This window comes from uncultured Streptococcus sp. (assembly GCF_963528215.1).
In the GTDB taxonomy this organism is placed as follows: domain Bacteria; phylum Bacillota; class Bacilli; order Lactobacillales; family Streptococcaceae; genus Streptococcus.
The window spans coordinates 21,538-43,724 of sequence record NZ_CAURVL010000003.1 but is presented as its reverse complement, the minus strand read 5'-3'; the positions used below and the strand labels follow the sequence as shown (position 1 = coordinate 43,724).

Sequence of the window (22,187 nt, the reverse complement as noted above, 5' to 3'; positions counted from 1 at the left end):
ATGATTAGTTATGATGATAGGGAAAAAAATGAAATAGCCTGGAAGCAATACAATGCGAATTCATATAAAATTGGTAAAGAAATCACAATTGAAGCAAGTGACGGTTCGGATATTACCATTGGCTATGTTTCTGATATTTTTAGTGATTCTACTGGAACTAATATAAAGAATGAAGATGGTCTGAACAATGTATTCAAAAGGATGGACGAGGAACGGTTTGGTTTAGATGGTTATGTCATTACAGATAAAGAGGTGGGAGGAAATGTTAAACCTGAGGATGTAAAAGAAATTACCGTGTTATTTCAAGGTTCTGAGTTTGATTTCTCATCTATTAAAGGTGCAAAAGGCACGATAAATGACTGGGGAATTACAGATACTCAGATGGCTGTGAATATTTTGCGTTCTCGGTACCTTGGCACTAATATGGGAGTGGCTAAACAGCAGGAGTTGGCAGCAAAGGGGCTTAAAGAAATGATGGATAAGTACCCAAATGCTCGAGTTAGTCTCTACGCTCACTCTCTGGGGTCAATGGATGGCCAGGTCGCTTTAGCAAGTCTAGAAGACAGCTATCTGCAGCGCATTGATGGGGCCTATCTATATGAGGGGCCAAATACCTATCTAGTTTTAACTGATAAACAGAGGAAGCAAGTTGATAAAATCAAGTACAAAATTTTTAACTATGTTGATCCGAAAGACTTCATTGCTATGCAGTATCCAGAAACGGGGAGCGAGGGAGTTGTTGGGACACTTGTAAAAATTAACAGTAAGGGGAAAGATAACTGGATTCAACAGCATATGTGGGGTGGCTATGAATATGACTCAGGTTATTTAAATGTGAGAGAGTCAGATCTTCAGGATTACCGCCTTGCTCGCGCCAAGCAAGCTATGGAGCAGCTTGATATTAAGAAAAAAGCATTGAGTGAACGCTATCAGAAAATGGTTGCTGCTGGTTATACTAGAACTGAAATGATTTACCTAGATAGTGAGCAAGCTACAACTTTTGCATCCAGTTTGCAAAACTTGGCAGCTATTTCGACTGAAGCAATTATGGCTTTTTGTGATTATGGTGTATCTAAAGTCAGTGGAAGGTGGGATGCTCTGTTAGCTCAAGCTCAGGCGATGCCGAATGTCTCTAGACTGTTAAGTGAAGCAGAGGTGGTAGATGCTCTTTCTCAAGTAGGAGCTACAAAGGATACCGTTGAAACTAGCATCATAACTGAGCTGAAAGATATGCGGAACAAAGCCGTCAAGACTAAAGAAGAATTTGATGGACTAAGTTCTAAACTTCTTAATGGAATCCAAGAATTAGTGAAAAAGGATGAGGGGCTTGCTAGGGAGTACAAAAGATGGGGCAACATATAGAGAATAAGAAGGATAAGCTTTATGAACAGCTCAGGAGTACTCAAGAACGCTATAATGCGGAGTATGATAAATATTTAGATGAGAAGCGAAATTTCGAAGAAGTAATGACTGAAACGGATGATCTCTATCATTCTGCAAGGCAGCAAATACAAGATATGGAAGATTATACAGTTTCTTGCTTGAGACGTTCCACAGAAGGTGCTCAGCTTATCCATGAATTTTATGATAAAGTTTTTCAAGTACAAGATAATCTTGAGATAGAATACCGTAAAGAGCGCGAAGGGGTTGAAGAGGAATGTTCACTTTTGGATAAACGATTTCGTAAAAAGTCAGATAAATATGATGAAGAATTAGCTCATATAAGGAGAGATATCTATGGGGAAAAGTAAAATAGCTGCTAAACTTGATATAGACGCTTACCTTAAAACTTTGGCTTTAGGGACGATTAAGACATTAGGTAAGGCAGCATTGGCGGAAGTTCAGAAGGAAAGAGATGATGTCAAAAAAAACGTCTCTACTATTGCGACAGACTGGGATCGGTCTGTGGGTCAGATTATAGGTGGCTTAAATCAAGTTTTGGTCGGTCAATTTTCTAATCAAGTCAAAGAAAGTGCCCAGCAAAAGAGAAGTGGTATTCAGGAATTGCAGGATAATAAGTAAGGCTTTGTTTTTACCGGCCTCACACCGGATAACTCCCGCCCGTTTAAGGCGGGTTTTTATATGGACCGTCTTCTAGGTTTTCATATTGGGTTAAAAGTGATAAAATAGTAGGCAGGAATTGGAGAGACGAGATGCCAAAAGAAGTGAATTTGACGGGCGATCAGGTATTGGCCCTTACGAGAAAATATCTGGCTGCGGAGGATGTGGCCTTTATACAGAAAGCTTTGATCTATGCGATTGACTGTCACAGTGGGCAGTTTCGCAGGTCAGGTGAGCCTTATATTGTGCATCCTATTCAGGTGGCAGGGATTTTGGCCACGCTCAAGCTAGATGCAGTAACGGTTGCCTGCGGTTTTCTGCATGATGTGGTAGAGGATACCCGTGCGACGCTGGATGATTTGGAAAGAGAGTTTGGGACGGATGTGCGCGTGATTGTCGATGGCGTTACCAAGCTGGGTAAGGTCAAGTACAAATCCCACGAGGAGCAGCTGGCAGAAAATCACCGTAAGATGCTGATGGCCATGTCGGAGGATATCCGGGTTATTTTGGTCAAGCTGGCAGACCGTCTCCACAATATGCGGACGCTGAAGCATCTGCGCAAGGATAAGCAGGAGCGGATTTCCCGGGAAACAATGGAAATCTACGCACCCTTGGCTCACCGCCTGGGGATTTCCAGTGTCAAGTGGGAACTGGAGGATTTGTCCTTCCGTTATCTCAATGAAGTGGAATTTTACAAAATTTCCCACATGATGAAGGAGAAGCGTCGGGAGCGTGAAGCTCTGGTAGAAGAGGTAGTTCAGAAGATTGAGACCTATGCTGGCGAGCGCAATCTGCATGGTAAGATTTATGGCCGACCCAAGCATATCTACTCGATCTATCGCAAGATGCAGGACAAGAAGAAGCGTTTTGATGAGATTTATGATCTGATTGCTATTCGCTGTATCTTAGATACCCAGAGTGATGTTTATGCCATGCTGGGCTACATTCATGAGCTTTGGCGGCCGATGCCGGGGCGGTTCAAGGATTACATTGCCAATCGCAAGGCCAATGGTTACCAGTCTATCCATACGACCGTTTATGGACCCAAAGGTCCGATTGAGTTTCAGATTCGGACCAAGGAAATGCATGAAGTGGCAGAGTACGGGGTTGCGGCTCACTGGGCTTACAAGAAAGGTGTCAAGGGACAGGTAGACAGCAGAGAATCAGCCATCGGGATGAACTGGATCAAGGAGCTGATGGAGCTTCAAGATCAATCCAATGATGCCAAGGACTTCGTTGATTCGGTCAAGGAGAGCTATCTGGCTGAGGAAATCTACGTCTTCACACCGGATGGAGCAGTGCGCTCTCTGCCTAAGGACTCGGGCCCGATTGACTTTGCCTATGAGATTCATACCAAGGTCGGTGAGAAAGCCACAGGAGCCAAGGTCAATGGCCGCATGGTGCCCCTGACAACCAAGCTTAGGACAGGGGATCAGGTGGAAATTATCACCAATGCTAACTCCTTCGGACCGAGCCGCGACTGGCTTAATATTGTCAAGACCAGCAAGGCCAGAAATAAAATCCGTCAATTCTTTAAAAATCAAGACAAGGAGCTATCTATCTCCAAAGGGCGGGAGCTCTTGCAGGCTCAATTTCAGGAGCATGGCTATGTAGCCAATAAGTACATGGACAAGAAGCACATGGAAGAAGTGCTGCAGAAGACCAGTTATAAGACTGAAGAGGCGCTTTTTGCAGCGATTGGCTTCGGTGAGATTGGTGCCATTAGTATTTTCAACCGTTTGACAGAAAAAGAGCGCCGTGAGGAAGAGCGGGCCAAGGCCAGAGCAGAAGCGGAGGAATTGGTCAAGGGCGGCGAGGTCAAGGTTGAAAACAAAAAAGACACCCTCAAGGTTAAGCACGAAGGCGGTGTAGTCATTCAGGGGGCGTCTGGTCTCCTCATCCGGATTGCCAAGTGCTGTAATCCTGTACCGGGTGATGATATTGTTGGCTATATTACCAAAGGACGAGGTGTAGCCATTCACCGGCAGGACTGCATGAATCTCAAGGCCCAGGAAAATTACGAGCAGCGGCTGATTGATGTGGAATGGGAAGACAACAACACGACCAAAGAGTACACGGCTCACATTGATATTTATGGTCTCAACCGCTCTGGCCTCCTCAACGATGTGTTGCAGGTTCTGTCTAATACCACTAAAAATATTTCAACAGTTAATGCTCAGCCGACTAAGGATATGAAATTTGCTAATATCCACGTTTCTTTTGGCATTGCTAATCTGTCCATGCTGACGACGGTGGTGGATAAGATCAAGAGCGTGCCGGAGGTCTACTCGGTCAAGCGGACTAATGGTTGATCTATTTCGGAAATCATTATCGAGCTGTAAGTTACCCTTGGTGACTTGTTTAAAAGCAAAGGAAAAGATATGAAAATAGTGATTCAGCGCGTGAAGCGTGCTCAGGTCAGCATTGACCAGCAGCTGCACAGCAGTATTGGACAAGGTCTCCTGCTCCTAGTAGGCGTAGGGCCTGACGATAGTCAGGAGGATATGGATTATGCAGTCAGGAAGATTGTCAATATGCGGATTTTTTCTGATGCTGAGGGCAAGATGAACCTGTCTATCAAGGACATTGCTGGAGAGATTTTGTCAATTTCCCAGTTCACTCTGCATGCAGATACCAAAAAGGGTAATCGGCCAGCCTTTGTCAAGGCTGCTCCGCCAGAGATGGCTAGCAATTTTTATGATGCCTTCAATCTTGCCTTGAAGCAAGAGGTGCCGACCAAGACGGGGATTTTTGGGGCAGACATGCAGGTAGAACTAGTCAATGATGGGCCAGTGACCATTATCTTAGATACAAGGAATCGCTGAGAAGACAAGAAGAATGAAAAGAGGCTGGGACAAAAGTCCTAGCCTCTCAATTGTCTTTGGATTGTCGAGCAAGACGCAGTGGTTGAGTGGGCTCTACTACGCTGATTTCATCAGCTTTTACAGCCCTACTCAACTGTGCGGAGGTGGGACGACGAAATCGAATTCTAACGAATTACCGATTTCTGTCCCACTCTCTAATTTTTTTAGCTTCTGCAGCAATGGGGCTGTGGCTTCAGGTTGCATTCCTAAAAACTACCAATAATTTCTTGAGGAATGACTTGTTTGATGGTCGTCACTAGCTGATTGATAAGGAGCATGGCTTCAGCGGGCTCAGTGTAGAGTTTTTGGAAATAGGTCTGTATATTTTCTTCAAAATGTTGAGGCAATAGCGTGCAGTTGGTTTTTGCAAACTCTAGCATTCTCTTTTCTCCAGGGTGAGTCTGTTCGTTTAGGGCGAAGAGTAAGTCAAAATAGGAAGCAAAAAATTCACTGCTACGGTGATTGATACTGAGCAAGTCCTGACGCTTGAGCGCTTTTTCTATTTGTTTTGAGAAAGCTGGCATGGCTTGATCGAGTAAGAGGAGCTGCTTCTTGATAATATTCTTTTTCAGTTCAGCTGGATAAGGTCGTCTGTACTTGATCTGAAGTGCCTCATAGAGACCATTTCGGTCGTAGATGATTTTGCTGTGGAGCAGGTTGTGCCACATACAGGTGGTGTAGGCATTCTGGGCTTGGTGGTCTAAGACTACAGTCTGCAGGTCTTTATCAAAGCTGTCCAGTGTACGGTAAATGAGCTCAATTTCGATCTTGCTCTTCAGCACACAGTCATCCTCTAGTTCCCAAAACTGATTGCCGATTTCCATGTAGGAACAGTACTTGCTGAGGATATCACGTCGAGTTAGGGGAGCGATGGAATCTGTCAAGTAGATATAAACATCATAGTCTGAGTCTTTGTCAAAATGCTGTCCAGCACGAGAGCCACCGAGAACAATAGCTTCCACTTGATCTAGCTGGGCAAATTCTTTAAAAAGTTGTTGTGGCATAATTTTTCCTTACTGATTTTTGACATCATTGTAGCAAAATGTAAGCGGGTTGGCAAGAAGGAAAAAACAGCTTTTGGCATGGTTCTGAGCCTGTAAAATTGAAACCCTGAGGAGTAGGAAGTGGATGAGCAAGAGTTGGAAGAATTTGACTAAAAAGAAAATTATCTGGGATAGATAGGCTGAAAATTTGACTTTGTGTAATAAAATTTTAGGACTTTTTCTTTCTTTAACTCATCGCCTTATTTTTATTTGCAACTTTTCTTAGATTTTGAGATAAATTTTTAAAGATTTTTTGGGATATCATTTAGTCCAAAAATGATAAGCATAGTAGGCAAGTGGAAGTGGAGATAATCCTTGATTTGTTTATGTTTATGATTTCTTTCATTCTTTAGAAATATTTTAGAATTACTTTATAAATTCTTGAAGTTTGTCTTGTATAATCATATTAAAGAAAAGAAAGGAGTCTCTTACCATGGGAAATCTAGTTCAACAGATGCTGAATGCTCTGATTCAAATTGCTTTGTTTGCTTTTCTTCCTTTTGTTTGGTGGTTGATAAGTGCTAGAAGAAAAAGTCCATTTTTAGAATGGCTTGGCTTAAAATCACTAAAAGATACTGGCAACTGGAAGATCTGGCTGTGGATTTTGTTGGGTTCACTATTTTTCTTGCTTCTTTCGTTTTTGCTACTATATACTACTGTAAAAGGTCTTAAGACAGCGACTTCAAACTTTTCAGGCCTCGGCTTCAAAGCCTTGCCAGCTGTTCTGATTTATAGTCTGTTTCAAACTGCTCTACCAGAAGAACTGCTATTCAGAGGTTTTCTTTTAAAGAGATTGGCTAGCCGCTTATCCTTTGTGGTAGCCAACACCATACAAGCTGCTCTTTTTGGTCTGCTCCATGGGTTGATGTTTATAACAGTGCTCTCTTGGCAGCAAACCTTGCTCATCATTTTGTGTACGGGTGGCATCGCGGTCTATATGGGTTTTGTCAATGAAAAGAAATCTGATGGCTCCATTTTACCCAGCTGGATTATGCATGCTTTAGCCAATGTGATTACGGGTACTTTATCGGCTTTTATGCTGATTTGATAAATCGATAATTTCACTTCAAATCAAAAGGTTCCGTTTTTCCTTGAGAATCAGAACTTTAGATTTGATGGCAGGTGAGCAAAGGTTTAGGTGTAAGTCAAACGAAGCTGTTTTTACTGATTTGCAGGGCTGTCTAGTTTCATTTGCTCAAAAACATAAAGGAAGAAGTCTTTCGAAACTTCGAAATGTCCGTATCTTATCTGAGAAGCATACTGGCGCCACTGAGGATGTTGTCGGATTTGGTCAATGGGGCAGTCTTTGACGGGTTGGTAGTAGCTGACATCTCGCCGAAATGGGACAAAGCCTTTGAACATCTCTACTTGGTAGGCAGTGTCATCTAGAATCTTGCCAACTGCTGTAAAGGCTTGCAGCTTTTCCTGACCATTCAGTTGATACTTGGGACTGTAGTACAGAAGATAGTCCCCCTTTTTCATTCGGTTTAGCGGTGCTTTCTTTCCATGGCAGACTTGGCAAAATCCACCTTCTACACCTCTTAGTACATGTTCTTTTGATACGACACCAATCCAAAATCTAGTCATTTTCTGCCTCCAGTTCTATTAAGAGTTGGTTTAATATTTCTGTTTTATCTTCTAATTTTCCAAAGAATGCCTGATCAATGCCTTCTACTAGAGGAAGGGCTTGGTTGACCTTTTGCAGCCCCGTATCCGTTAGAAGTATGATATTGGCGCGGCTGTCCTTGGGATGGACTTCTCGCATTATCAAACCTTTCTTGACCAAGAGGCGGATGATTTGGGATACGGTCATAACATCCATGTCAGAAAATCGGGCAATATCGGTCTGACTCACCCATTCTTGCTGACGCACAAGCGCTGCAAGAGTGGTCAGAACGACAAACTGGGGATGGGTCAAATCAATCGTTCTCAGTTTGTTTTTTATCATCCCATGCCACTTGTGGTAGGCACGGATAAAGAGCAGACCGGTTGATTTTTTGTATTCATCCTTGTAGATGGAGTTAAACAGCGATTTTTCCATTAGCTTTTCCTCTAGATATTTTGTAAGTGCACTTATTATAATCCGACATCTTATTTTTGTCAATAAAAACCCAGTTTAGACTAAAAAGTCCGAACTGGGTTCTGTTTATAGTTTTTCCACATAAATCTGCTGGGCAATCATAGGATTGATTTGGATTTCTTGGGTTTCTGTCTTGAGAAGATAGACCTGAGCGAAAGAATCGTATTGGATGAAGGTGATGGTTTGGCCGATTTGCAGGTTGTATTTTTCCAAGTATTTGAGCAAGTCAAAGTCGTCATGCACCCGTTTAATGATATAGTCGCCAGGCGCAGAAGCTTCTTCCAGAGTCAGTTGGTTTTCTTCGTCCAGAAGCTCTCCCTTGGCTGGGATGGTGCCTCCGTGAGGACAGATTTTGGGGTACTGGAGCATGGTATCCAGACGCTCAACGAAACGCTCAGAAACAGTGTGCTCTAGGACTTCGGCTTCTTCATGGATTTCATCAGTCGAGTAGCCGAGATGGTTGACCAGAAAGACTTCAATCAGCCGGTGCTTGCGGTAGAGGTCAGAAACTAGTCTTAGCCCCAAATCAGTCAGCAGGTAGCCGGCTTTTTTATCCTTGACCAGAAGTTCTTCCGCCAGCATTTTTTTCATCATTTCCGTCACAGCCGGAGGTGAAACCTGCATGAGCTGGGCGATTTCTTTATTGGTGATTTTTTTGTGGCGGCTGCCAATCTCATAGATACACTTGAGATAGTCTTCTTTATTTGGGGTCATCTTGCATCCTCGCTGAACTTTCTATCATTAGTATAACAAAAATCGCTGCAAGAATACAGTGTCTAAGCCTTTCTTTGATGTTTAGATTTTCTTCATTCGCTTGTAATCGTTTTGCGATTATTATATAATCAAAGCGTACGATTTAAAAAATAAAAAGTAAAAATTCTTTAGCAGGTTTGCAAAAATTTGGCTTGCTTTTTACTTTTTTGCAAAAGGAGAATTCTATTATGAAAAGAAGACGAATGATGACGTCTCGAGCAGAGAAGTTTACTCGTTTTGGCATTCGCAAATGCAGTCTGGGAGCAGTCTCAGTAGCGATTGCGACTGGTCTGGCCTTTCTTGGAAGTGGAGCGGTTCAGGCAGATCAGCTGGCACCTAGTCAGACAGCTGACAGTGTCGCTGTCAGCCAGGCTGTGGAGGACCAAGCTAGCACAGCTGCAACTCCGACTGTGACAGAAACCACCCTGTCAAGCATGGATAAGGCTGCAGCAGCACCGGAGGCTGTTAGTCCTGTAGCTGGTCAGGTACCTACGTCTTCCGATACCAGTGCTCAGTCTACTTCTTCTGATCCTGTAGAAAATGCCCAGCCGAAAAGTGATACTGTAGCTTCGACAGAAAATCAACCTGCTGTGACTGAGAACTCAGAAAAAAGAGATGCTTCTAATCAGCCAGCGCCACCAACTTCTGCTACAGAGCGCCCCTTGGCAGCAGCAGAGGTCAAAAAGCCTCAAGGTAAGATTACCATTCAGAACAACAATTCACAGACAGGTGAATTTGATATTGTCGTGTCTGATATTGTTGCCCCGGATGGACTGAAGACAGTTTACTTGCCGACTTGGTCAGCTGCTAACGACCAAGATGATGTGCAGTGGTACACAGCCGAAAGACGCGCCGATGGGACCTATTTCAAACATGTCAGCTACCGCAACCACAAGAACTCTCTGGGTGAGTACAATGTTCACCTTTATTTCCTGAATGAAGCGGGTCAGTTGCAGGGCGCAGGTTCGGCTAAGACAGTGGTTACCCGCGCGCAGCCAAAGGGAAAAATCACCATTCAGAACAACAATCCACAGACAGGTGAATTTGATATTGTCGTTTCTGATATTGTAGCCCCAGATGGTCTGAAGTCTGTTTATCTACCGACTTGGTCAGCTGCTAACGACCAAGATGATGTGCAGTGGTATACAGCCGAAAGGCGCGCTGATGGAAGCTATTTCAAGCATGTCAGCTACCGCAACCACAAGAACTCTCTGGGTGAGTATAATGTTCACCTCTATTTTGTGAATGATGCAGGTCAGCTGCAGGGTGCAGGCTCAACTAAGATGGTGGTTACTCGCGCGCAGCCTCAAGGTAAGATTATCATTCAGAACAGCAATCCGCAGACAGGTGAATTTGATATTGTCGTGTCAGATATTGTCGCACCGGATGGCCTGAAGGCGGTCTACTTGCCGACTTGGTCAGCTGCTAACGACCAAGATGATGTGCAGTGGTACACTGCTGAGAGACGAGCCGATGGGACCTATTTCAAACATGTCAGCTACCGCAACCACAAGAACTCTCTGGGTGAGTATAATGTTCATCTCTATTTTGTAAATGATGCAGGCCAGCTGCAGGGTGCAGGCTCAGCTAAGACGGTAGTTACTCGCGCCCAGCCACAGGGTAAAATCACCATTCAGAACAACAATCCACAGACAGGTGAATTTGATATTGTTGTTTCTGATATTGTCGCACCGGATGGCCTGAAGGCGGTCTACCTGCCGACTTGGTCCACCGCTAACGACCAAGATGATGTGCAGTGGTACACAGCCGAAAGGTGCGCTGATGGGACCTTTTTCAAACATGTCAGCTACCGCAATCATAAGAACTCTCTGGGCGAGTACAATGTCCACCTCTATTTTGTGAATGATGCAGGCCAGCTTCAGGGTGCAGGCTCAGCAAAGACGGTGGTTACTCGCGCGCAGCCACAGGGAAAAATCACCATTCAGAACAACAATCCGCAGACAGGTGAATTTGATATTGTCGTTTCTGATATTGTCGCTCCGGATGGTCTGAAAGCCGTATACTTGCCGACTTGGTCAGCTGCTAACGACCAAGACGATGTGCAGTGGTATATCGCTGAGCGCCAAGCTGACGGAACCTATAAAAAACATGTCCGAGCTCAGGATCATAAGTTTTCAGTGGGTGAGTACAAGGTTCATCTTTACTATCTGAACGAGGATGGCCAGATGCAAGGTGCAGGTGGCGAGAAACTGATGGTTTCTGTAGCACCTGAGAACATCCGTGCAACTGGAAAAATCAATATCCAAAATAATAATGCTCGAACAGGAACTTTTGATGTAGTTGTGACAAATGTCTCCAATCCAGGCGGAATTCAAGCAGTCTATCTGCCAACTTGGTCAACAGATAAGGATCAGGATGATGTCAAGTGGTATTTAGCTCAAAAGCAGGCGAATGGTACCTATAAGATCACAGTCCGAGCTAGTGACCATAAGCTTTCTACCGGCGAGTACAAGATACATCTTTACTATAAGCAGGACAATGGTCAGCTCATCGCTGTTGATGCTACTACGACCCAGGTATCAAAAGCGGTTTACAATACTCCGTACTACTCACAGCGTGATGGTCGCTGGGGTGGCAGGAAGTATGGTCCTTACAGCATGGATGCGACAGGATGCGTGCCGACAACGCTAGCCATGGTTATTTCTGGAATTACTGGGACAGAAGTGCTTCCGACAACCGTTGCGGATTACCTATATAATCATACCAATGAATTTAATAAAGATGGATTTGGCACCAGCAGCCGTGGTATTGTCCGAGCTGCCCAGCACTGGGATCTGACGACTGAGACCCTGTTTACAGCTTCTGCAGTCAAAGAAGTGCTTTCGCAGGGGCATCATGTTCTAGGTGCCGTTGGTACCAGCATCTTTGCCCATTATCCAGTCACTCATGAGCTGGTTCTCAAAGGCTATGACAATGGAAAAACCTATGTCCGTGACCCTTATAACGCAGCTAATAATGGCTGGTATCCAGTAGACTATCTCTTTGGAGTCAAGAGTGTCGATCCGACGGATAATACAGAAGGATCACCCTTTATTGCCATCAAAGGATAAGAAATTCCTGAATAAGAAGACCGCTCGTTGCTTGACGGGCGGTTTTCTGCATTCTATGACTAGTATACTTGTACTCGTTCAAGAGTTTATCATTCACAAAGTCAGTAAGAGGAAAATTTATCATAGGCTTATTGTGATACAACAGCTTTTTGCAAGCAAGTGAGATGAGATTCTATTTTTTGGACATATTTGCGATAAAAGTTCTCAAAAAAACATGTAAATAGTTTGACAAACAAAGCTTTTCTCATTATACTATTAACATATCAGGAGGAAAACCATGAAAAAAATCCAAAAACATGTCATTCTAGGTGCAGCAGTTCTTGCTAGTACTGGCTTTGCTCACACTGTAGCTGCAGATACAACTCCAGTGGATGCAAATGCACCTGCAAACCAAGATAAGTCTCTATCTGCAAGTCCAGAAGCTCTTAAACAGCAAACTGAGCAGGTTAATCAAGCGAAAGCGGCTGTTGACCAAGCCAAAGAACAGGTTGCGACGGCTGAGACTAAGGTTGAAACAGCCAAGAAAGACAATGCTGATACAAGTGCACAAAAAATTGCCGAAGCTCAGGCAGCTGTGACAGAAGCTGAGAAAAAAGTTGCTCCAGCAGAAAACACAGCCAATCAAGCTCAAGCAGCTCTTGATACAGATAAAAAAGCAGAAGACACACAGGCAGCTGTAGCTCAGGAAGCTCAAGCTCAAGCAGCTAAGGCACAAACTGAAACCCAAGCAGCCCAAGATGCTGTGAATGCAGCTCAAAAAGATGTGGACAACAAACTGGTAAGCGAAAAGGTAACGAAGGCAAAGGCTGAGCTTGACAAGGCTAAAAACAACTTAGCTTCTTACCAAGATCAGTTGAAGACGGCTGAAGCGGAAGATGCCAAACGCCAAGCAGTGATTGATAAAGCCCAAGCAGATATTAAAGCAGCTCAAGCAGAAATCAAGGAAAAAGAAGCGAAACTTTCGTCCCAGGACCAAGTACATAATACCTTTACCCTATCACAAGCTTACATCAATGCAATTAAAAGCAATAATATCAACGGTACGGCAAAGTTATCACCTGAGGCACAAGAAATCCTTGCTAAAGAAGCAGCTACCCTAAAATCTAGCAACAACTACATTGGCAGTCAAAAAGATGCGCAGCGAATGGTTAACATCAATGCTATTCCAAATGATGTTCTGATGGAACTCAACTACTATGCACAAGATTTGATTAATCAAATCCGTAAGCAAGCAGGAACAGCACCAGTAACATTAACACAAAATGGTATGGATTATGCAGCAGCGCTAAGCCAAGCAGCTCGTGAAGAAAAATATAAATACCAATCAAAAGAACCTATAACGCTACATGTAGCTATCCCTAAAGATGTAGTTTCTAAATTTGGACTTGATCAGTTTGGACATAGAGTAGCAAGTACTAATGAACTTGGTCCTTATCCTATCCTTGCTAGTCAAGAGAATGTCTCTGTTGACTACTTAAAAAAGGCAATTTATGATGATATTAAATTCCAATTATTTGATTTGGGAGATAACATTGCATATAGAACTAGAGGAACTATCTATGCTCAAAAAGTAGTTGGGCATCTTGAAAGTCAGAAAAAAGGTGCATATGTCGCTGTTAACTTTAGCAACAATGGCATTATTAACCGAATTAACTTCCTTCTTTTTCCAAATACCGACAACGATATTAAGGACCCTTCCAAAATCACACCAGCCTTGATTAATCCAAATGCTAATAATCAAGAGGCTGATGCAGCTCGTAAAGATTTAGCGACTTCGCAAGCTAAATTGGACGCTGCTCAACGTACGTTGACAAATGCTCAGAACAAGCAGGGAACAGCACCATTACTGCGTGAGGTTGTGAAAACTGCTAAGGACAAGTTGGCCATGGCGGAACGTACTTACCAAACTGAACTCGAAAATAGCAAGAACTCAGCTTCTGAAGAAACCAAGGCTAAACTTGCAGTTTTAGCTAAGGCTCAAGCAAGCTTGAAAGAAAAAGAAGCAGCCCAAGCAAGTGCGCAAAAAAAAGCTGAGGAAGCTAATGCCAAACTTGCCGAATTGAAAGCAGCTACAGCAAATGCTCAAGAAAAGGCAGCTGCTGCGGCTACAGCTCTGGAAGAGGCTCAACGCTCTGTTCAAGCTGCTAAAGACTACGTTTCTCGCTTGCAAAATGCCCCTGCTCTTCTAAAAGAAGCAGAAGCGGCTCTCAATGATGCTAAAGCAAACTTGGCAAGTAAGGAAGAAACGTATAGAGTCGAAAATGCCAAACTTGAAGCTTTGAAAGCAGCTCTTGCAGCCCTAGAGACAGACGACCCAACCAACCTCGTTTCTAAGAATGAGCGAAAGGTTCTGAAAGTCACTACAACGGGAGTGAAGCACGGAAAGAAACCAGTTCAGACCTATCAGGCTCCGGCAGCTCTTCCAAAAACAGGTTCTGCTGAATCTTCTCTAGCACTTGCAGGTCTGGGGTTGCTCTCTACGCTGGGACTGGCTTTTGCAAAACGCCGTAAAGCTTAAGAGCATTTATTAATAAAATCGAATTCTAGATGAATTGTCCAATCGTGAAAAGTTGGAACAGCTCATTTAAACAAAACTCATACTGAGAGAGGGCCGGTTTGGTCTTCTCTTTATTTATTGAGTGATTTGTTAAGAACATCTTTATTGTTAATAGTCCAAGGATTCATATTTTGTTCTTTGTCATCATGTGAGTTTGTGATAAAATCTAATTGTTCTATGTGAATTAATTTTTTTATTATAATCTCTACAGTTTTGAACTATTAGAGCTAATAGAAAGGAGGGGAGTCATGTATCCGAAAGAAGAAAAAGAGCAGCTTTTTCAGCAATTGCAATCAATCGGTTGGTCTCAGGAGGTGCTAGAACAAGTTTTTGCAGGGTTCAATAACGGGCAAGGAAAAACAGTGTCAGAAGAAGGAGATTACCTGCAGGAGGCTCAGCTTTTTGGCGGTCCCTTTTTTCAAAAGCTCTGGCTAGCTGAGGAGGTTCAGAACAGCAGGTTAGGAGCTCAGGAACTGCTGGTTCTAGCTATGAAAGCTGTCGGCATGCCTGAGGAACTGAGTGGAGATAAGTCAGAGACGAATCTTCTACTGGCTCGAATTGCTCCAGACCTAACACCGCATGATTGCTTTTGGAAAATTTTCTCAAAGACCTTGCGCCAGGCTTTCCCGGCAGATGATTTTAGCCAAAGGGATGGTAATCAAAAGCTCAAAAGACAGCTGCATCAGTTTCGCTATGTCATTTCCTGCCAGCAGGCCCAGTGGGTCAGAGAACACTATCGTCAGACTGGCATGACAGATGCAGAAGCCTTGGCCTCCTATCTAAAGGCTTTTCCAGCGCTGCCTTATAGCTTTCAAGAATCCTCTCGCTTGCATAATAAAGCCTATATTGATAAGATGTCAGAGCAAGCTATCTATCCGGATGGTCAAGCTAGTCAGGCCAATATAAAAATCCTGATTGATTTTCATACAGAGTTTATTCTGGATCAGAGAGGTCGCTTTCTCAATATTATCGATCCAGAGGGGGCTAGCCAAAATGGTATTGTGAATGGTGCCAGCTTTAACTACGGTGAGCGCAATCGTCCGGTCAACCAGGCTTCTCATACTCGCTACGATGTCAAAACGCCTGCTGTATGGGATCCTCGCTTTCGCAGGCTTGCCATTGAAAATGGCGGCCGCAAGTTCAAATCACCTCAGAATAATCGTGGTCCGCTGGGCTATCGTTCAGTTAAGAGCCCTTATGCTCGAAAGGGGCGGAGTGCTCATAAACAGGTAAAGGCAGAGATTGCTCAATTCAAGAAATTACTGAATCGACCATCCTTTCTCTTACGTTCTTGGGTTTGGTTTCGTCAGTTTTGGCAGAAGTTTTTCGCACAAAAAAATACGGACTAGCAAATCCGTATTTTTATCTTTTACAAGCTCTTAACTGCGGCGATAGCTGCTTCGAAGTCAGGTTCAGTGTTGATATTATCTACATATTCAGCGTAGGTCACAGTGTTGTTTTCGTCCAAGACAAGAACTGCACGGGCCAAAAGGTGCCATTCATTGATGAGGACAGCATAGTCATGGCCGAAAGAATGGTCGAAGTAGTCAGAAAGCATGACAGCATTCTCAATGCCTTCAGCAGCACACCACTTGCCTTGAGCAAAAGGCAAGTCAACTGAAACTGTGATAACAACGGTATTATCCAAGTCAGAGAGCTCTTGGTTGAAACGGCGAGTCTGAGTCGAGCATACACCAGTATCGATAGATGGGATGATGCTCAGGACTTTCTTTTTGCCAGCAAAATCAGCCAGAGTTTTCTTTGAAAGGTCAGTAGCTGTCAGGCTAAAATCGTGGGCTGTGTCGCCGACTTGCAGTTGCTTTCCAGTAAAGGTTACAGGATTTTCGAGAAAAGTTGTCATAGGAAGTCTCCATTCATGTTTGATAGCTTCATTGTACAGCGAATAGTGATTTTTTTCGAATAATTTGACCGGAAATTTGAAATTGACTCCATGTGAAGCTCCTTCTCCAAAAATAAAGAGGTTAGGATTTTGTCTTCCTAACCTTTTATCATTATTTTGCCAAGCCTTCAGAAATTTTATCTAGATTGTATTTCATCATGCTGTAGTAGCTGTCGCCTTCTTCACCTTCGTCAGCGATTGAGTCGGTAAAGATTTTGGCATAGATTGGGATCTTGGTGTCCTTAGAAACGGTCTTCATCGGACGGTCGTCCACACTTGATTCGACAAAGAGAGATGGCACTTTGGTCTTGCGTAGTTTTTCAACTAAGCTTTTGATTTGGTCTGGAGTTCCTTCTTCTTCGGTGTTGATTTCCCAGATGTAGGCTGATGGCACATTGTAGGCCTTAGAGAAGTACTTGAAGCAGCCTTCGCTGGTCACAATCATTTTCTTTTCTTCTGGGATGTTGTTGAATTTCTCCTTGGCCTCCTTATCCAAAGCGGTTAGCTTTTCCACATAGGCTTTGAGATTTTTCTCGTAAGTGGCCTTATTGTCAGGGTCTTTTTCAATCAAACGTTTGGCAATGTTTTGCGCATAGATAATGCCGTTTTCCAAATTGAGCCAAGCATGAGGGTCTTCCTTACCCTTTTCACTTTGCCCTTCAAGGTAAATGACGTCAACGCCATCGCTGACAGCATAGTAGTCCTTGTTTTCTTCCTTATTGGCATTTTTGACCAACTTGGTAAACCAAGCATTGCCGCCGGTTTCTAGGTTGATACCATTGTAGAAGATGAGGTCTGCTTGAGAAGTCTTTTTGACGTCTTCGGGCAGGGGCTCGTATTCGTGGGGGTCTTTGCCGACTGGTACAATGCTGTGCAGGTCAATCTTATCGCCAGCTATATTTTTGGTAATATCAGCGATAATTGAGTTGGTCGCAACAACCTTGAGTTTGGACGAGTCACTGGACGCCTTCTTCTGACCGGAGCAGGCAAAGAGAGTGCAGACTGCTAGCAAAAGCAGGGATAAAAAACCTAATTTTTTCATGGGAGTCCTCCATCAAATTTTATTTTAGTTTAGGTCGGTTTTTAAGTTTTAAATAGCGTTGCTTAGGGGCGATAAAGAAAGAGATGAGAAAGATGAGGGCCGAGGTCAGGACAATGCTGGATCCTGCAGCGACATTAAAGCTATAGCCGATAAAGAGCCCCAGTACAGAAGCCAGAGCGCCCAAACCCGAGGACAGCAGAATCATAGTTTTCAGACTGTTGGCATAGAGGTAGGCCGTTGCTGCCGGTGTAATCAAGAGAGCGACAATCAGAATGGTTCCCACACTCTGCATGGCTGTCACAGAGACCAAGGTCAAAAGAATCATCAGCAGATAGTGATAGAAGCTGACCGGCATGCCCATGGCTTGAGCCAGCAGTGGGTCAAAGGAAGTAATCAATAGCTGCTTGAAAAAGAGGATGATGATTAAGAGCACAGCTATTCCGACTCCGATACTGATCCACATATCAATATCCTGCACAGCCAAGATATTCCCAAAGAGAATATGAAAGAGGTCAGTGGAGCTATTGGCAACCCCAATCAGGATCACACCTAGAGCTAGGAAGGAAGAAAAGGTAATCCCAATGGCCGTATCGCTTTTGATAATGGAATTGCCCTTGATGTAGGTGATAATAATCGAGGCCAAAAGTCCGAAAGTGATGGCTCCGATAAAGAAATTAATCCCTAAAATGTAGGACAGGGCCACACCGGGCAGAACCGCATGAGAGATAGCATCCCCCATGAGCGACATGCCGCGCAGAATGATAAAGCAGCCGACAGCTCCAGCAACAATCCCAATGACGATGGCTGTAATGAGGGCATTTTGCAGGAAGTGAAAGTCCCGCAGCCCTTGGAAAAATTCTAAAATCATTCTAGGCACCTCCATTCATAAAGAGCTGGGAGCCGTAAGTCTTTTTCATATTGTCCTTGGTAAAGCTGGTCTCAGTAGGACCGAAAGCGATCAGCTTACGATTGAGCAGGATGACCTGATCAAAATAATCAACCACCTTACTCAGGTCATGGTGGACAATCAGGATGATCTTGCCTGCGGCTTTGAGACTCCGCAAAGTCGACATAATAATCTCTTCACTGACAGAGTCAATCCCGACGAAGGGCTCGTCCAAAAAGATACAATCCGCCTCTTGAACCAAGCAGCGAGCAATCAAGACTCGCTGGAATTGCCCGCCGGATAGCTGGCTAATCTGCCGCTCTGCCAAGTCCTCTAAACCGACAATTTTCAATGCCTCAGCTACCTTGTCCCAATGGGAATTTTTAAGCCCTTGAAAGAGCTTGAGCTGCGGGTAAAGTCCCAAAGAGACACACTCTTTGACCTTGATAGGAAAATGATAATCAATATTAATCTTTTGCTCCACATAGGCAACCCGTTGGAGAGAGTTCTGCAGCGGCTTTTGATCCAGCAGAGTCTGACCTTGGTGGTCAATAATCCCTAGAATGCCCTTGAGCAGGGTGGATTTTCCGGCCCCATTAGGACCAATAATCCCAGTAATGGTTGGCTCCTTAATGGTTAATGAAAGGGGCTCAAGAGCCAGCGTATCCTGATAGCTGACAGTCAAATCTTTAATCGTAATCATCTCATACACCTCTATAGTTTAATATACATTAAAATAAAAATTAAGTCAAGTTAATTTTTGATAAATCTCTAAAATTAATATAAGAAATGTTTGAAAAAACAAGTAGATTTTGATAAGGTTATATCAAAAGCATGAAAGTGAGAAGAAGATGACACGACTACAAGATGATTTCTACGATGCAGTTAATGGTGAGTGGGCCAAGACGGCGGTCATTCCTGATGATAAGCCAGTGACGGGTGGCTTCATGGATCTGGCAGATGAGATTGAGGAACTTATGCTCGCCACGACCGACAAATGGCTAGCTGGCGATGGAGTGCCAGAAGATGCCATTCTGCAGAACTTTGTTGCTTACCATCGCTTGGCAGCGGATTATGACAAGCGGGAAGCAGCTGGGATTGAGCCTGCGCGTGCTTACATTGATGAAATTCGCAACCTAACATCTTTTGAAGACTATGCTTCTAAGATTGCTGACTTCGAGCTGGCTGGCAAGCCGACTTATTTCCCCTTTGGTGTAGCGCCTGACTTTATGGATGCCCGAATCAATGTCCTCTGGGCAGACGGACCGGGAACGATTTTGCCAGACACGACCTACTATGCAGAAGACCATCCGCAGAAGGAAGACCTGCTTGCAAAATGGCGCAAGGCCCAGGAAGATCTACTAGCAAAATTTGACTTTACTGAAGAGGAAATCAAGGATCTTTTGGATAAGGTCTTGGAGTTGGATGCTGTTTTTGCCCAGTATGTTCTCTCTAATGAGGAGAGTTCTGAGTATGCTAAGCTCTACCATCCTTATAAGTGGGACGATTTCAAAGCCTTGGTACCAGAGTTGCCTTTGGCGGATATTTTTACCAAGTTAATCGGTCAAGAACCCGACCAAGTCATTGTGCCAGAAGAGCGTTTTTGGCAGGCAGCTAAGGATATTTATACAGCAGCTAACTGGGATAAACTCCATGCTCTGCTGATTCTCTCTGCAGTTCGCAATACGACACCTTATCTAACGGATGACATCCGTGTCTTGGCAGGAGCTTATCATCGTGCTCTATCAGGGACTCCTCAGGCTCAAGACAAGAAAAAAGCGGCATTTTATCTGGCCCAAGGTCCCTTTAATCAAGCTGTTGGTCTCTGGTATGCCGGTCAGAAGTTCTCTCCAGAAGCCAAGGCTGATGTGGAGCAAAAAGTGGCGACGATGATTGAAGTTTATAAAAATCGCCTGGCTCAGAATGACTGGCTGACACCAGAAACTCGGGACAAGGCTATTGTCAAGCTTAATGTCATCAAGCCTTATATTGGCTATCCTGACGAGCTGCCTGAGCGCTATTCCCGCAAGGTCGTGGATGAAAAGCTGACTCTCTTTGAAAATGCTCAGAAGCTGAGCCAGATTGATATTGCTTACAGCTGGAGCAAGTGGAATCAACCGGTGGATTACAAGGAATGGGGAATGCCAGCCCATATGGTCAATGCTTACTACAATCCGCAGAAAAACCTGATTGTCTTTCCAGCGGCTATCCTGCAGGCGCCTTTCTATGACCTGCACCAATTCTCATCAGCCAATTACGGTGGTATCGGAGCGGTCATCGCCCATGAGATTTCTCATGCTTTCGATACTAACGGAGCTTCCTTTGATGAAAATGGAAGCCTCAACAACTGGTGGACGGAGCATGACTACCAAGCCTTTACCGAACGGACTCAAAAGGTCATTGACCAGTTCGAAGGGCAGGATTCCTATGGTGCTAAGGTCAATGGCAAGCTGACTGTTTCAGAAAATGTGGCAGATCTGGGCGGTATTGCAGCAGCCCTAGAAGCAGCCAAGAAAGAAGCGGATTTCTCTGCTGAGGAATTCTTTACCAACTTTGCCCGCATTTGGCGAATGAAGGGACGCAAAGAGTATATGAAGCTTTTGGCAAGCGTCGATGTCCATGCTCCAGCCAAGCTTCGGACCAATGTGCAGCTGCCTAACTTTGACGACTTCTTTACGACCTTTGATGTCCAAGAGGGAGACGGCATGTGGCGGAGTCCAGAAGAGCGGGTGGTCATCTGGTGATGCCGAGATAAGACGCTTATCGAATCTTGCTCAAATCAAAAATAATCGAGTTCATTTCAATAGTCTGCTTTTGGTTTTGAAAGCAGACTATTTTATCAAAGAAAACATAAAGCGTTTACATTTTTCTAGCCTTGTGCTATACTGTAGTTGATAACAAAAAATAAACAAAATATCCAAATAGAATAGATTTCAAAGTGTTTATTAATGAATAATAAAGAAAAGAGATGTTCTTATGGTAAAACGATTCATTAGTTCAAATGCTTCAGAAATTTTAAGTATGACTGCGCCGGAGCTGAAACAGAGCATCAAGGCCAGTGAGGGCCGCGTTATCCTGTCTGAAAACGTAGCTTTCAAAGAATCTTATATCGGTGATGTGACCAATGCAGAGATTGCTCGGTCTTTTGGTGCTGACTTGATTCTGCTGAATGGGATCGATATCTTCCAGCCTTTTGTAGCTGGTCTGGACGCCGAGGAAGATTTTGTTGAGGAGCTGCACCGCTTGGTTGGCCGTCCTATCGGTATCAATCTAGAGCCGGTGGATAGCCAGGCCCAGATGGCAGGAGAACGCCTAATCATCGATGAGGGGCGTCAGGCTAGTCTAGCAGCCATTCAGCGAGCAGAAGAGCTGGGCGTTGACTTTATCTGCCTGACGGGTAATCCGGGAACTGGTGTCACCAATCAGGCTATTATTGACACTATTCGAGTGGTCAAGGAGAATTTTTCAGGCCTCCTGATTGCAGGTAAAATGCATGCTTCAGGTGTGGATGAGCCGGTAGCAGACCTGGAAGCAATCGCTCAATTTATCGAGGCTGGAGTTGATATTGTCCTAGCACCGGCAGTCGGCAGTGTGCCGGGCTTTGACGAGCAGGACTTGAAGCAGATTGTCCGACTGGCTCATCAAAAGGGGGCTCTGGTTATGAGTGCTATCGGTACCAGCCAAGAGAGTGCTGATGAGGATATTGTCAAGCAAATGGCCATCCGTAACAAAATCTGCGGTGTAGATATCCAGCATATCGGAGATTCCGGCTACGGCTGTCTGGCTCCGGTGGAAAATATCTTTGCCATGAGCAAGGCTCTCAGAGGCCAGCGCCACACCATTTCCATGATTTCGCGTTCGATTAATAGATAGTAAAATGAGACAGACTTTTAGGGGGAAGCTCCTAGAAGGCCTGTCTCTGTTTTTTTA

The 22,187-nt window shown here is 44.2% G+C and carries 19 protein-coding genes; 11 read left to right on the top strand and 8 right to left on the bottom strand.

Going from position 1 to position 22,187, the window contains the following annotated elements:
* The 5 genes from RWS24_RS01945 (at position 1) to dtd (ending at position 4,886) form a co-directional block, all read left to right on the top strand.
* Positions 1 to 1,362, top strand: coding sequence for a hypothetical protein (locus tag RWS24_RS01945; RefSeq protein WP_314364927.1), 1,362 nt, complete (start codon positions 1 to 3; stop codon positions 1,360 to 1,362).
* Positions 1,347 to 1,751, top strand: a complete 405-nt coding sequence (locus tag RWS24_RS01940; RefSeq protein WP_314364925.1) for a hypothetical protein — start codon at positions 1,347 to 1,349, stop codon at positions 1,749 to 1,751. Before RWS24_RS01945 ends, RWS24_RS01940 begins: the two co-directional genes overlap by 16 nt.
* Positions 1,738 to 2,022, top strand: a complete 285-nt coding sequence (locus RWS24_RS01935) for a hypothetical protein (protein ID WP_002918247.1) — start codon at positions 1,738 to 1,740, stop codon at positions 2,020 to 2,022. Before RWS24_RS01940 ends, RWS24_RS01935 begins: the two co-directional genes overlap by 14 nt.
* A gap of 131 nt (positions 2,023 to 2,153) precedes the next feature.
* Positions 2,154 to 4,373 carry a bifunctional (p)ppGpp synthetase/guanosine-3',5'-bis(diphosphate) 3'-pyrophosphohydrolase gene (locus RWS24_RS01930; RefSeq protein WP_049543311.1) on the top strand — a complete coding sequence of 740 codons (2,220 nt, stop codon included), beginning with the start codon at positions 2,154 to 2,156 and terminating at the stop codon, positions 4,371 to 4,373.
* 69 nt (positions 4,374 to 4,442) lie between these two features.
* Entirely contained in the window at positions 4,443 to 4,886 is a 444-nt protein-coding gene (dtd, locus tag RWS24_RS01925) for a D-aminoacyl-tRNA deacylase (protein WP_314364923.1), read from the top strand.
* Between the two features lie 245 nt (positions 4,887 to 5,131).
* Here dtd and RWS24_RS01920 read toward each other — a convergent pair whose 3' ends face one another.
* Positions 5,132 to 5,929 (bottom strand): nucleotidyltransferase domain-containing protein, encoded by a 798-nt coding sequence (locus RWS24_RS01920; RefSeq protein ID WP_314364921.1) that lies wholly within the window; start codon positions 5,927 to 5,929, stop codon positions 5,132 to 5,134.
* A gap of 472 nt (positions 5,930 to 6,401) precedes the next feature.
* Between RWS24_RS01920 and RWS24_RS01915 the strand changes: the two genes are divergently transcribed.
* Positions 6,402 to 7,016, top strand: a complete 615-nt coding sequence (locus RWS24_RS01915; protein WP_314364920.1) for a CPBP family intramembrane glutamic endopeptidase — start codon at positions 6,402 to 6,404, stop codon at positions 7,014 to 7,016.
* A 113-nt stretch (positions 7,017 to 7,129) separates the two neighbouring features.
* On the opposite strand, the gene RWS24_RS01910 is transcribed toward RWS24_RS01915, so the two are convergent.
* The 3 genes from RWS24_RS01910 to RWS24_RS01900 form a co-directional block, all read right to left on the bottom strand.
* Positions 7,130 to 7,555: an EVE domain-containing protein gene (locus RWS24_RS01910; protein WP_314364918.1), complete on the bottom strand. Its 426-nt coding sequence runs from the start codon at positions 7,553 to 7,555 to the stop codon at positions 7,130 to 7,132.
* Positions 7,548 to 8,009: a MarR family transcriptional regulator gene (locus RWS24_RS01905; RefSeq protein WP_314364917.1), complete on the bottom strand. Its 462-nt coding sequence runs from the start codon at positions 8,007 to 8,009 to the stop codon at positions 7,548 to 7,550. The genes RWS24_RS01910 and RWS24_RS01905 overlap by 8 nt, the downstream gene beginning before the upstream one ends.
* A gap of 105 nt (positions 8,010 to 8,114) precedes the next feature.
* Positions 8,115 to 8,762, bottom strand: a complete 648-nt coding sequence (locus RWS24_RS01900; RefSeq protein WP_314364916.1) for a metal-dependent transcriptional regulator — start codon at positions 8,760 to 8,762, stop codon at positions 8,115 to 8,117.
* 227 nt (positions 8,763 to 8,989) lie between these two features.
* On the opposite strand from RWS24_RS01900, the gene RWS24_RS01895 reads away from it, so the two are divergent.
* From RWS24_RS01895 to RWS24_RS01885, 3 genes are all read left to right on the top strand, one after another.
* A complete protein-coding gene (locus tag RWS24_RS01895) occupies positions 8,990 to 11,872 on the top strand; it encodes a GBS Bsp-like repeat-containing protein (RefSeq protein ID WP_314364914.1) in 2,883 nt (960 codons plus the stop codon).
* Between the two features lie 277 nt (positions 11,873 to 12,149).
* Positions 12,150 to 14,390: an SEC10/PgrA surface exclusion domain-containing protein gene (locus tag RWS24_RS01890; RefSeq protein WP_314364912.1), complete on the top strand. Its 2,241-nt coding sequence runs from the start codon at positions 12,150 to 12,152 to the stop codon at positions 14,388 to 14,390.
* Positions 14,391 to 14,677: 287 nt separating this feature from the next.
* Complete coding sequence (locus RWS24_RS01885) at positions 14,678 to 15,778, top strand: DUF3114 domain-containing protein (protein ID WP_314364911.1); 1,101 nt, start codon at positions 14,678 to 14,680, stop codon at positions 15,776 to 15,778.
* A 20-nt stretch (positions 15,779 to 15,798) separates the two neighbouring features.
* On the opposite strand, the gene tpx is transcribed toward RWS24_RS01885, so the two are convergent.
* The 4 genes from tpx to RWS24_RS01865 form a co-directional block, all read right to left on the bottom strand.
* Positions 15,799 to 16,290, bottom strand: coding sequence for a thiol peroxidase (gene tpx / locus RWS24_RS01880; protein WP_314364909.1), 492 nt, complete (start codon positions 16,288 to 16,290; stop codon positions 15,799 to 15,801).
* A 151-nt stretch (positions 16,291 to 16,441) separates the two neighbouring features.
* Complete coding sequence (gene ssaB, locus RWS24_RS01875; protein WP_314364908.1) at positions 16,442 to 17,371, bottom strand: metal ABC transporter substrate-binding lipoprotein/adhesin SsaB; 930 nt, start codon at positions 17,369 to 17,371, stop codon at positions 16,442 to 16,444.
* Positions 17,372 to 17,390: 19 nt separating this feature from the next.
* Entirely contained in the window at positions 17,391 to 18,239 is an 849-nt protein-coding gene (locus tag RWS24_RS01870; RefSeq protein WP_032909605.1) for a metal ABC transporter permease, read from the bottom strand.
* A gap of 1 nt (position 18,240) precedes the next feature.
* Entirely contained in the window at positions 18,241 to 18,960 is a 720-nt protein-coding gene (locus RWS24_RS01865) for a metal ABC transporter ATP-binding protein (RefSeq protein WP_002901612.1), read from the bottom strand.
* Between the two features lie 148 nt (positions 18,961 to 19,108).
* Here RWS24_RS01865 and RWS24_RS01860 point away from each other — a divergent pair, with 148 nt between their 5' ends.
* A complete protein-coding gene (locus RWS24_RS01860; RefSeq protein WP_314364904.1) occupies positions 19,109 to 21,001 on the top strand; it encodes a M13-type metalloendopeptidase in 1,893 nt (630 codons plus the stop codon).
* Positions 21,002 to 21,233: 232 nt separating this feature from the next.
* Positions 21,234 to 22,130, top strand: a complete 897-nt coding sequence (locus tag RWS24_RS01855) for a haloacid dehalogenase-like hydrolase (RefSeq protein WP_314364902.1) — start codon at positions 21,234 to 21,236, stop codon at positions 22,128 to 22,130.
* Positions 22,131 to 22,187 lie beyond the last annotated feature (57 nt).